Raw genomic sequence first — 12,053 nt, 5'->3', positions numbered from 1 at the left:
TTTTCAGAATTACATAAATCATTATTTTTTTTCAAAAACTCGCAATAAAACAACATTTTATGGCCAATTGCATGGTGAGTTCGAATAGTTATTTTGTCTTGCTCATTATTAAATTTGTCAGATATCACTTACAAAAGCAATAAATTTTCAAATGCCTAAAAAGCATAGTCAAAACTTGAATGGGATTTATATTTAATATCCCCCTTATCTATAAGGCAATGATATAATGGTAACTAAGTTAGACATGAATTTTTTAAAAATGGTGATGCGATTGAATTGGGAAAATGTAGTGAGTAATTTGATCGTGGAGTTTATTTCTTTGTGATATGAAGGAATTTTATCATTTATCCATCGTAGGTTGTGGAGCCAGAGGACTGCATGCATTGGAACTTTATTTTATTTCGCTTTCGCGAAAGCGAATAGTTGATTATTTGCACTATAAAATCTTATTATTTGAACCTCATGACATCTTGGGAACTGGGCTGGCATGGGATCCTAGACAATCAGAAACAAATGTCAGTAATATATCTGACCGTGCACTGGAAACTTTTGATGGACGACCAGAGTTTGAAATTCAAGGGGTTCGTTTTCCTTCATTTCCCAATTATTTACAATGGCTCGCTGTTGAACATGATGTAGAAATTAACTCAGAGAAAGATTCATTTTCCCTGAGAAAAATTACCGGAGCTTATTTACAACAACGTGCCAAAACCATTGTTGAACCTTTAGAGAAATTAGGACTTATTACCATCGTTAAAGAACGAGTACAGAAACTTGCTAAACGTGATGGAAAGATTGAGTTGTCTACTACCAGTAGTTCTCACTATGGGTCTACTCATGTAATTCTCGCACTGGGTCATTTATCAAATAATTCGTCGAGACAGAACCTAGAATTTCAAGAGCATGCTAGGGAAACAAACTGTGATTTTAATAATAAGATCTATACAGCCGCGGCCAGTGCCATCTACCATAATTCTAAGCATATAGCTATAAAAGGGTTCGGCCTAGCCATGATTGATGTCGTGGGAATGATAATGAGTCATCAACCAGGGAGTTTTGAAGAAGTTGAAAATGATTATCGCTTGAAATATAAAGGCGATGTTGCTATCCAAATTATTCCTTTTTCCCTTGATGGGTTACCGATGGTTCCCAAGCCGGTAGGTAAAAAAATTGACGATTATTTTGATGTGGTTGCTGCTGGAAAGGAACGGATGCTGGTGCAACTGAAAAACGATATCCATGAGAACAAGATTAAATGTGTAGATGATATTCTCAAACTGGTAGCGCAATTAACAATACGCATTTATAATGGCTTTGAATCGAACTATGCTAACGAAAAATTAGATCCCATAAAAGGAATAGAATTAATTATAGCCTGGTTAAAAGATCAATCCACAAAAAGCGAGCATATTATTAATACGAAAATGCCCGCGCTTGATTATATGAAATTGACTTGTAAAATGTCACATGGGAAACATCCATTTTCCCTAGATTACACGATTGGTCAAGTATGGCGCATGATTCAAATTGATCTCTATTATTTATACTCCTACCGATTATTACCAAAGGATATTGTCAAGGATTTCATCATTCTGAACGATAAGGCAAAGCGCTATAGTTTTGGCCCGCCGGTTAAAAGTATATTAGAGTTGGTTGCTTTACAAGAAGCTGGGATATTGAGGCTTGAATTTGTCAGTAATCCTGAAATTAAGCTTGTAAGAGATGGATATGAAATAGTGAAAGAATCAAAATCTATTATTTGCGATGCCATGATTGATAGCGTGCTCGCAAGACCTAACGCGGACGATCTGGATGATGAACTAATGATATCCATAATTGATCGTCATCTTGGCCAGAAGTATGTAGATGATCTAGGAATACAAGTGACTACCACTGGTAATCATGTTGTAGATGATCAGATTGTTAGTGGTCTTTACAGTGTAGGTCGCAACACTAAAGGCTCCATTCATGGAGTAGATGCTATTCTAGAGTGTTTTATAGACGAGAAGATGCAACCTATGATTGATGAGATTTTAAGGTTTCAAGAACGTTAGTCCTTAAAGGGTGAATCGCCGTTATTAGTAAGATTCAACTTGCAATATCTTTTAAGGGAAACTTTCTTTATGATGAGAGCAGGAAGACTGGAAACTTATTTTTTAAATTAGATGAAACTCCACTCTATTGCCCTACCAACTCCTACCAACTTCCTAGTTCCTTAAACGACTATCGGTTATTTTTACAAGAACACATAATTTCCCTTTTTAAAACCACCACTTCTTATGGCGCAACTGCAAACTAACAAGGCGATCTACATTACCACCATTGAACCCCATAGCGGGAAGTCTATTATTTCGCTGGGGCTTATGAAATTGCTGTTGGGCAAAACGGCCAAAGTGGGTTATTTCAGGCCCATTATTGATGACTTTAAGAAAGGGGAAATCGATAACCATATCAACACCATTACTTCCCACTTTAATCTGGACCTCAAGTTTGAGGATGCCTATGCCTTCCAGCGTGGCGAGGTGATCCGATTGAAGAATTTGAATCGGGAGGATCAGATCATAAGCCGGATTATTGAGAAATATAAGGCGATGGAAGAACGCTTTGATTATGTGCTGATTGAAGGCACCAGTTTTTCTGGGGAAGGATCGCTCATTGAATTTGATGTCAATCTGATGATTGCTAAAAACCTAGGTGTCCCGGCGATAATTCTAGCAAGTGGTGTGGGGAAATCTTTTGAAGATTTAGTGGGGAGCCTACAGATTGCATTTGACTCTTTTCGGGATAAGGGCGTAGAGGTTTTGTCGGTTATTGCTAATAAGGTTCAAACAGAAAATCGGGAACCGATTATTAGCGCATTGCAGAAGATTCTGCCTAGCGATGTGATCGTTAATGCTATACCCCTCAACCCTATTTTGGCAAATCCGTCGATAAAGGAAATCGTGGAGGCACTGGATGGAACAGTGCTATTTGGCGAAGCTTATTTAAACAATCAGGCCGGATATTTCAGCGTTGGTGCGATGCAGTTGCGCAATTATTTAACCCATTTGAAGGAGAACGGCCTGGTGATAACGCCCGGCGATCGAGCCGATATAATTCTGGGTGCATTACAAGCGCACAGCTCGGCAAACTATCCGTCCATATCGGGTATTGTGTTGACTGGCGGGCTGGTTCCAGAAGATTCCATCAACAAACTGATTGAGGGACTGACTGATGTGGTTCCCATTATTTCTGTACAAGAGGGCACTTTTAAGGTCACAAATACCATAGGCGATATCAAATCCCAGATCTATGCGGCAAACACTCAAAAAATTGAAACTTCTGTAAAGGATTTTGAACAATATATAAATGTCGATGCGCTGGTGGAGCGTTTGATCACCTTCAAAACCGATAGCATTACACCCAGGATGTTTCAGTATAATTTGTTGAAAAGAGCCACCGCACACAAGAAACACATCGTTTTGCCTGAGGGAATGGACGAGCGCATATTAAGAGCGACCAAGCAATTGACAGATATCGATGCTGTGCAAATCACACTTTTGGGCGATAGAAAAGAGATCGCAGAGAAGATTGCAGCGCTAGATTTAGGGCTTGACCTGAATAAAGTAAATGTCGTTTATCCCGCTGAGAGTGAAGACTTTTCCGCTTTCGCGAAAGCGTTATACGAGTTAAGAAAGCACAAGAATGTAAATCTCGCCATGGCACGGGATTTAATGGAAGACGTGTCCTATTATGGATCGATGATGGTCTATCAGGGCAAGGCAGACGGGATGGTCTCTGGCGCCGTGCACACCACGCAGCACACCATTTTGCCAGCATTGCAATTTATCAAAACCAGGCCTGATGCATCGATCGTATCCTCTGTATTCTTTATGTGTCTGGAAGATCGCGTGTCCGTTTATGGTGACTGTGCGATCAACCCCAACCCAACAGCAGTGCAGCTTGCAGAGATCGCCATATCGTCTGCGGCGACCAGCAAAGCATTTGGGATTGACCCTAAAATCGCGATGCTCTCCTACTCTTCAGGCAGCTCTGGAGTAGGCGAAGATGTGGAGCGCGTGCGGGAAGCCACCGCAATCGTGAAGCAAAAACGACCCGATTTGAAGGTGGAAGGCCCCATCCAGTACGATGCAGCGGTTGACATGAGCGTGGGCAAGGCAAAAATGCCCGATTCTGAAGTCGCAGGCCAAGCAAATGTGTTCATTTTCCCAGATTTGAATACCGGTAATAATACCTACAAAGCCGTGCAGCGGGAGACCAAAGCGCTCGCCATAGGCCCAATTATCCAGGGATTGAACAAACCGGTCAACGACCTGAGCAGGGGTTGTACCGTTGATGATATTTTTAACACCGTTATTGTGACGGCCATACAAGCACAGGATGACTCTTTCTAAAAATTCCAAGAATATATTAGTGATCAACGCGGGAAGTTCTTCCATCAAGTTCCAGCTCCTACAAATGCCAGCGGCCACGGTCACCTGCAACGGCATCGTTGAACGTATAGGTCAAGAGGATGCGATTTTAGGTTACGAAACTGATGCTGTCAAACTCAAAGAAGTGGAACCCATTCTGACCCACAAAATAGGGTTGGAACGAATTGTTGGGCTTTTGCTCGATCCTGAAAAAGGGGTCATTAAAAACGTGGACGAGATTGCGGCCATAGGACATCGCGTGGTTCACGGCGGTAAACTATTCAGCGATACCACTCAAATAACAGAAGCGGTAAAGTCTAAAATCGCAGAGTTATGTTCGCTCGCACCGCTTCATAATCCGCACAATCTGGAGGGAATTATTCTGGCGGAAGAGCTTTTTCCTAGGGCCCAACAGATCGCCGTTTTTGATACGGCTTTCCATCAAACTATTCCGGTGATGGCAAAGAAATATGCCATTACTAATAAATTCTATACCGATGATAATATCCAGGTCTACGGATTTCACGGGACGAGCCACAAATACGTTTCGGAGCGGGCGATTGAATATTTAGAATTGAAGCAGTCCAAAATCATTACCATCCACTTGGGAAATGGCTGTAGCATGACTGCCGTTCTGAATGGTAAAAGCGTCGATACCAGTCTAGGTTTTGCACCTCTTAACGGATTGATCATGGGAACGCGAAGCGGTGACATTGACCCTTCCATCATTTTTCATTTGGTCAATAAATTGGGTTACCAACTCGAAGAAGTGGAACACTTGCTTACCAAAAAAAGTGGCATGCTAGGCCTCACCGGTCATGCCGATTTAAGAGATATCCAGCGAGAAGCAGAAGCAGGAAATCAAGACTGCATTTTAGCCCTGGAAATGAACGCTTACCGAATTAAAAAATACATAGGTTCCTACGTTGCGGCGATGAATGGCGTGGATGCGATCGTTTTCACGGCAGGAATAGGAGAAAACTCGGCTGTGCTTCGTAAAATGGTGTGCACCGATATGGATTATCTGGGAATGATACTGGACGATTTAAAAAACGAAGAGCGATCAGCTGTTTTGCAGGAGATTAATACGGCTAATTCTAAAGTGAAAATATTGGTTATTCCAACCAACGAAGAACTAGAGATTGCGAGGCAGGTTTTTCAAATTGTAAATGAAGTTGTGTGAGTGTTGAGTCGTGAGCTTTGAGCTTTGAGCTTTAAGTTTGTAGATTAATATCTCAATTTGAAATTTAGATTTAAGTTTTAGAGTTTTACGCCGCAATCCTGATGCGGAACCAAATCCCTTTCTTGTTTCTCGCTCAAAACAAGAGTCGTTTAGATTCGAAAATTGGAGAAACAAATACTAGCTGTAGATCCTGTTTCCATATCGAGCGACAGTCGAGATGTGGTGTGTTGCAATCCTTCAATATTATGTATTCCGTTTCTTAATTCTTGTTCGAAACAGAAATCATTTAGATTCAAAAATTGGAGAAACAAATACTATCTGTAAATCTTATTTTCATATCAAGCGACAGTCGAGATGTGGTGTGTTGCAATCCTTCAATATTATGTATTCCGTTTCTTAATTCTTGTTCGAAACAGAAATCATTTAGATTCAAAAATTGAAGAAACAAATACTAGCTCTAGATTCTATTTCCATATCGAGCGACAGTCGAGATGTAACTGTTTGCGCTATACCGGTGGGCGCTTAATTAAAAATATAGACTGCATTATAGCAGATGTAAGTTTATCTGAATGACAGCACCTATTTTCAATCTATGAAGATCAATTTAGATATGAGAGGTCAATAAAATCAGGTGATAAATCGAGTACCCTTTAGTTAATCCTCAATTCCATTTGCTTTTTTAATAAGATTTATGGCCCTTGTCCATTTCTGAAATAGAACTACTGGTTTAGGATAAGAATGATTCAATTCCTCAAATAACCATGGTGCCAAAACTTGATTTTCATCCAGATTTTGTAATTCTAAAATATAGGTTTTAATGTATTCTCCCGTTTTGTATTTCAACGCTTGATTGACAGGATTTGTGTACCAGATTTCATAAGCTTGCATATGCCAGTTAAGCCAGTTTGCGGAGACGTCGTAATCAATAAGTTTTGATTCAAAATAAGAAGCTCCCCATGTCCAATCAATTTTCAGATCGTGAACTAGGAAACTGGCACAATTGACACGACCACGATTGCTCATATAACCGGTAGTGTTCAACTGTCTCATGCTGGCATCAATAAACGGAATTCCTGTTTTCCCTTCTTTCCAAGCGCTAAACAGTTTTTCATTATTATCAAACGCTAACTTTTTATTTTTGAAACCTTCAGTTCGAAAAATTAGACTCCCGTAATGCATCCCTTTAAATGTAAAATAATCGCGCCACACAACTTCAAAAACCAGCCACCACGTACTTATATTTTTCTTGATCCCTGATTCATATAATTTGACCATTTCATAAATAGTGCGAGGTGATATGTTTCCCAACGCGAGATAGGGAGATAATTTACTGCTGTAGTCTAGGCCTAATGATTTGTTACGTGACCATTTATAGGAAGTCAACAACTGTGAATCAAATGTGTAATATCTTAATCTTTCTAACGCTTTTGTTTCTCCACCATCTACAAATGGATCTCCAGCACTTTCAATTTCTTCTTTAGTAAAACCGACCTCAACAGGATCTGGAAACGGTGTGAACTTGTAATTTTTAGGAGTATCAAAAGCACCTATTTTTGAAAATGTTTCTCTCACTTCCGCTTTTTTAGAAGTGTTAATTCTATAGGCCTTGGAAGTCTTTGGAATCTCGTTTATAGCATAGGGGATATCATCTATGTGATACAAAGTTTTACCCCAGTAAGAAACTAATTCACAAGTTCCAGGTAATTTTGACTTTATGGAGGTCTTGAGTTGCAACTCTTCATCGGCATACTCTTGCTCACAATAAATTCTGGAAACTTTATAATCGTTAACAATTTTAGGTAATACATCTTCAGGATATCCCACTCTAATATCTAAATCTGCCCCTAACGTTTTTAAACTATCCTGAAGATCATTTAAAGACTGATGAAGAAATTTAAATCTAATAATGCCTGTTTTACGCTCGCCATAAACCTGCGTATTGTAACTGCGAGGATCAATAATGTATAGTGGTATAATTTGTTTTCCTTGTCCGATTGCTTGGAAAAGTGCTTCATTGTCAGTCAAACGTTGGTCATTTTTAAACCAGTATAGGATTGTTTCACTCATTGATCTCTACGCTTCATAGAATGTGCAGCCAGTATTCTTACTTTTTCTTTTTGTGTTAATGGATCTTTTCTAAGTCCATAAATTTTCTCTAGTGCTATTTCTCTAGTCTCACTGATATCTACAATCCGTCGTGGATAATCGACACCATAATTAAAATCCTGAAATTCATGCAACTCTTCGTCTAACAGCCAAGGTTCAATAGCATATCGAGGCGATAAATGGGATAGTTCCCTTACATAATGTTTAATGAACAAAGCATCTGCATCGTGATCGTGTGCTCCCTTTGTAGGATTATAGATGCGTAATGTATTTGTTCCCGTGAGTCCAGCTTGCATTTGAAACTGTCCATAGTGAATCCCGGGTTCCCAGTCTAAAAATTGCGCAGCGAGATAATCACTGCCGGTAGTAAAATGTTGAAATAAATGATGACATAAAAAGGAGGTCACTAAACTGCGCATTCTAAAATTAATGTATCCGGTTACCCGCACTGCTCGCATAGATGCATCAACCAGTGGATAACCAGTAGCTCCGTTTTTCCATGCAATTACAAACTCTTGGTTAAAAGGCTGGTCTAATTTCAGATACCCTTTATTAATCGCTTCAAACTCCATACGTGGTTCCTGCTCAAATTTCTGAATAAAATGGCTTTGCCAGCGCAATCTGTTATTGAAAGCGTTAAGCGATTTTTTATAATTACTATGTTCTTTTTCTGCTTTAGCTCGTTGGTAAAGCTAGCGTATTGATATATTTCCCCATGAAATATAGGGAGACAGTCGGCTGCAACCATATCTAGACAGCAAGGGTTTAGAAATGAGCTTACTGTAATCCTTCAAGCGGATTTCAAAGAAACTATCCATCCATTTTTGCCCTTGAGTGGAACCACCTAATTGAAACTTTCCATGTTTAGTTCTCAAATCCAGCGGTGTGAATTTTTTAAAAAATCTATCCGCTTTCGCGAAAGCGAACTTTTTAAGATCTACATAACAAACTTCCTGATTCATATAATTGAACCAGTCCTTGCTCCATGTATCCCGATTTTTAATACCTCTAAAAACACCATTAGTTTGGAACTCCTTCCAGACTATTTTATGATCTGTAAAAAAGTTTTTTACCTTTTTGTCTCGTTTGTAAGTGATGTCTAAACCAGTTTCAACACTGCTATGTACAGCAGTGATCTGCTCGATATCGTTAAGCCTTTCAAAAAAGTCCAATGCGTTGCAACTGACTGCTAAAATCTGTGTGTTATAAGGTTCTAGTTGAGAATTCATATCAGTCAACGACTCTTTTATGAAATCTAGATGTCGGCGCGAGTAATGAGAGTCTTCCCAGATCCACGGCTCATAAATATAAACAAGCAAAAGATCCTCATCATTATTTGAAAAAGAGCTTAATCCTTCTAGATCTGTTAATCTGAAATCACGTTTGAACCAATAAACATTCATAATATAAATGGTGAATAATAAAGGAAGGGATGCGCCTGATAAAAGAGTTTTATAGGTCTAAAATGGTAAATCTCAATTGTTCTCCTTAGTTTGAACTAGAGCTTCTCGCTGCTAACTTTAATTGTTTTTCTTTTTTCTTATCCTTATACCAGCGGTAAGCTTGCCATACAAATTGAAGGACTGTGAATATTCTAAAAAACTTTTTCATGATTTGAATTTTATAATAACAATTTAATACATAATCAGGTATATCAAATCTTTTTAACATCGGTCTAGCTTTTTATGTATACATATTTAACTTTTATTGCTTTTAATTATTCCTTTTTTGATAAAAAATGTCGATTCTAAAGTTTCAATCACTGTTTTTTAAAACTTCAGTTGTATTGCCCGTTAACTAAAAGTTCTAACAATAGACTTGATTAAACTTAATTGTTGTCAGGACGACTGTATGTAACCAATTAAAATATAAATTAGGATCAATATCTGTGTGTGTGGTTATTACTATCAATCGAGTTCTATCGACAGGATACTATTAAACTGTGAAACTAAATGGTCTTACACTATTCCATTAATTCTCCAGTACGGTTTATAAATTAAGACATTACAACCATATTCATTTCCCTGAATAACAGATTCAAACTAGCGTCTTAAAGCCAGTATTAATTAGTAAAAAGTAACTGTGCTCATGCTATTCAAATTTTCATTTTAAACAGTATCTCGTGGGTGTTGTATATTAATTTCAGAATGATCCGTAAATAAAATACACAATTTTAGATTCCCATTTGACAGCTGACTTAAGTCATAGAATATAGTACTCGCTGCCTTTAATTTTGCTTTCAATTAAAAATGCCAGTATCATCACTATAGTTTCTTTACATGAAAAATGAATCATATTTAATTTCAAAATATAACGTTCCCGGACCGCGTTATACCAGCTATCCAACGGTGCCTTATTGGGAAAAGGAAGATTTTACCGTTGATGGATGGAAGGATAGTTTGTTGAAAGGATTTTGCTTTCGCAAAAGCGGAAAACCCACCAGTATCAGCCTCTACATTCACCTACCATTTTGTGAAAGTATGTGCACTTTTTGCGGTTGTACAAAACGAATCACTAAAAATCACACAGTAGAAATCCCCTACATTAAAGCCCTTTTAAAGGAGCTAGCTATGTATAGAAAAGCGCTGGGGAATCCACTAATAATCCAGCAACTACATCTAGGTGGTGGGACTCCCACCTTCTTTTCAGCGGAGAATCTAGAAGGGCTTTTGATGGGGATTTTCAAAGTAGCAGATAAAGCACAAAATGCAGAATTTAGCTTTGAAGGACACCCTAATAATACAACCCGAGAGCATCTAATAACCTTAAACCGTAATGGTTTTACAAGGGTTTGTTACGGCGTTCAAGATTATAATGAAACGGTACAGATAGCAATCAACCGTGTCCAGCCGTTTGAAAATGTAGAGCAGGCTACGGTCCAGGCTCGAGAAACCGGTTATACGTCTGTGGGACATGATATTATTTTTGGACTTCCTTTTCAAACTATGGAGCATGTCGAGCATACCATAAACCAAACTATAAAATTGATACCAGATCGCATCGCTTATTACAGCTATGCTCACGTGCCATGGATTAAAGGCAATGGTCAACGAGGCTATAATGATGCCGATTTACCCTCGGCTGATCAAAAGCGACGGCAATATGAGAAAGGAAAGCAGCTATTATTAAACGCAGGTTATCTCGAGATAGGAATGGATCATTTTGCCTTACCAACTGATGACCTTTCAAAAGCTTTAGAGAGGCAAACACTTCATCGTAACTTTATGGGGTATACTGCTTCAAAAACTGAGATTATGATAGGATTAGGAGTATCTGCAATAGGAGATAGTTGGTATGGCTTTGCGCAAAATGTAAAGACATTGAAGGAATATTATGAGCTGCTTAGAAACGATCATTTGCCTATTCAACACGGCCATTTACTTAACGCTGAAGACTTAATCATTCGCCGTCATATTTTAAATTTAATGTGCCATTTCGAAACATCGTGGGAATCAGAAGATTTACAAATTCCGCAAATTGCAGAAATTCTGAACCAACTTTCAGAAATGGAATCTGACGGATTAATTAAAATAGGTGATCAACGATTGAAAATTACCGAAGCTGGAAAACCTTATGTACGTAATGTGTGTCTACCTTTTGATTTAAGACTCCAGCGTAAAAAGCCGGAAACACGATTGTTTTCCATGACGGTTTAACTAGAGATCTTGTAACAAAATGAAAACCCTACGCTGATAAATCAGCGTAGGGTTTTCATTTTAGTAGATTCAAATTATCAATTAATAAGGCGACCATCACCACAATAAGACAATTTATTATTACAATGCGCTATTCTTCCCTGGGTCACAAAAAACATAATTCAAAGAATTTATAATCGGTACACAAATAGGAGTACGATCTAAATTTTCTAATATAAAACCCTTAGGAAATATGCAAATCTCTATTTTCTAGCATATGACGAGTCTTATCCTATTGAGGGAAAGAATGAAACTTCTCCCACTTTCTAATTCTTCTTTCTATCCTCAATATCATCCTCACGCAAGCGCTCATTTCTACGTTTGCGATCCTTAGCCTTAGTCAATTTAGATAGTAAAAAGATAGCAATTCCCAGAACAACAATTCCGTAAATACTGTATTCCAACCATCCTCCCGTCCAGCGCTCTTGAAGCATTAGATATAAAAAATTCATAACATGGGATTTTCAGTGTCAACATCATCTTGTTCATTTACTTCATCGCTAGGAGCAACCTCTGTGCTGCGTGACATATTATAAATGACTAGTACAAGACCTATACACACTAAAGCGAACACGCCTATCAGGATAGTTCCCATTCCCCAATTTACTAGAGGTAAAGAAATAGCTTTCATATCAAGTTTATTTAAAGATTAATTAT

Annotated in this window: 9 protein-coding genes; 4 read left to right on the top strand and 5 right to left on the bottom strand. The window is 38.3% G+C overall.

The window, feature by feature from the left end:
* The first annotated feature begins 326 nt into the window (after window positions 1–326).
* From IQ282_RS07060 to IQ282_RS07050, 3 genes are all read left to right on the top strand, one after another.
* Window positions 327–2,054, top strand: a complete 1,728-nt coding sequence (locus IQ282_RS07060; protein ID WP_194851149.1) for an FAD/NAD(P)-binding protein — start codon at window positions 327–329, stop codon at window positions 2,052–2,054.
* 225 nt (window positions 2,055–2,279) lie between these two features.
* Entirely contained in the window at window positions 2,280–4,394 is a 2,115-nt protein-coding gene (gene pta / locus IQ282_RS07055) for a phosphate acetyltransferase (RefSeq protein ID WP_194851148.1), read from the top strand.
* Complete coding sequence (locus IQ282_RS07050; protein WP_194851147.1) at window positions 4,381–5,595, top strand: acetate/propionate family kinase; 1,215 nt, start codon at window positions 4,381–4,383, stop codon at window positions 5,593–5,595. The genes pta and IQ282_RS07050 overlap by 14 nt, the downstream gene beginning before the upstream one ends.
* Before the next feature lie 654 nt (window positions 5,596–6,249).
* Here the strand turns inward: IQ282_RS07050 and IQ282_RS07045 are convergent.
* The 3 genes from IQ282_RS07045 to IQ282_RS07035 all read right to left on the bottom strand — a co-directional run bounded on the left by IQ282_RS07045 (window position 6,250) and on the right by IQ282_RS07035 (window position 9,104).
* A complete protein-coding gene (locus tag IQ282_RS07045) occupies window positions 6,250–7,662 on the bottom strand; it encodes a DASH family cryptochrome (RefSeq protein WP_194851146.1) in 1,413 nt (470 codons plus the stop codon).
* Window positions 7,659–8,321: an FAD-binding domain-containing protein gene (locus tag IQ282_RS07040; protein ID WP_194851145.1), complete on the bottom strand. Its 663-nt coding sequence runs from the start codon at window positions 8,319–8,321 to the stop codon at window positions 7,659–7,661. Before IQ282_RS07040 ends, IQ282_RS07045 begins: the two co-directional genes overlap by 4 nt.
* 72 nt (window positions 8,322–8,393) lie before the next feature.
* Window positions 8,394–9,104, bottom strand: coding sequence for a deoxyribodipyrimidine photo-lyase (locus IQ282_RS07035; protein ID WP_194851144.1), 711 nt, complete (start codon window positions 9,102–9,104; stop codon window positions 8,394–8,396).
* A gap of 876 nt (window positions 9,105–9,980) precedes the next feature.
* Here IQ282_RS07035 and hemN point away from each other — a divergent pair.
* Window positions 9,981–11,357 (top strand): oxygen-independent coproporphyrinogen III oxidase, encoded by a 1,377-nt coding sequence (gene hemN, locus IQ282_RS07030; RefSeq protein WP_194851143.1) that lies wholly within the window; start codon window positions 9,981–9,983, stop codon window positions 11,355–11,357.
* A 305-nt stretch (window positions 11,358–11,662) separates the two neighbouring features.
* Here the strand turns inward: hemN and IQ282_RS07025 are convergent, their stop codons facing one another.
* On the bottom strand, window positions 11,663–11,848 hold the full coding sequence (locus IQ282_RS07025) for a hypothetical protein (protein ID WP_194851142.1): 186 nt from the start codon (window positions 11,846–11,848) through the stop codon (window positions 11,663–11,665).
* Complete coding sequence (locus tag IQ282_RS07020) at window positions 11,845–12,027, bottom strand: hypothetical protein (RefSeq protein WP_194851141.1); 183 nt, start codon at window positions 12,025–12,027, stop codon at window positions 11,845–11,847. Before IQ282_RS07020 ends, IQ282_RS07025 begins: the two co-directional genes overlap by 4 nt.
* Window positions 12,028–12,053: the final 26 nt, after the last annotated feature.

This window comes from Nonlabens antarcticus (assembly GCF_015356755.1).
GTDB classification, from domain to species: domain Bacteria; phylum Bacteroidota; class Bacteroidia; order Flavobacteriales; family Flavobacteriaceae; genus Nonlabens; species Nonlabens antarcticus.
The sequence above is the reverse complement of the archived record's forward strand: the minus strand, read 5'-3'. Positions and strand labels throughout refer to the sequence as shown.

Coding starts and splice junctions, on each gene's coding strand:
- IQ282_RS07025 (WP_194851142.1), bottom strand. CDS start 11,848: ATGAATTTTTTATATCTAATGCTTCAAGAGCGCTGGACGGGAGGATGG.
- pta (WP_194851148.1), top strand. CDS start 2,280: ATGGCGCAACTGCAAACTAACAAGGCGATCTACATTACCACCATTGAA.
- IQ282_RS07020 (WP_194851141.1), bottom strand. CDS start 12,027: ATGAAAGCTATTTCTTTACCTCTAGTAAATTGGGGAATGGGAACTATC.
- IQ282_RS07045 (WP_194851146.1), bottom strand. CDS start 7,662: ATGAGTGAAACAATCCTATACTGGTTTAAAAATGACCAACGTTTGACT.
- IQ282_RS07035 (WP_194851144.1), bottom strand. CDS start 9,104: ATGAATGTTTATTGGTTCAAACGTGATTTCAGATTAACAGATCTAGAA.
- IQ282_RS07050 (WP_194851147.1), top strand. CDS start 4,381: ATGACTCTTTCTAAAAATTCCAAGAATATATTAGTGATCAACGCGGGA.
- hemN (WP_194851143.1), top strand. CDS start 9,981: ATGAAAAATGAATCATATTTAATTTCAAAATATAACGTTCCCGGACCG.
- IQ282_RS07060 (WP_194851149.1), top strand. CDS start 327: ATGAAGGAATTTTATCATTTATCCATCGTAGGTTGTGGAGCCAGAGGA.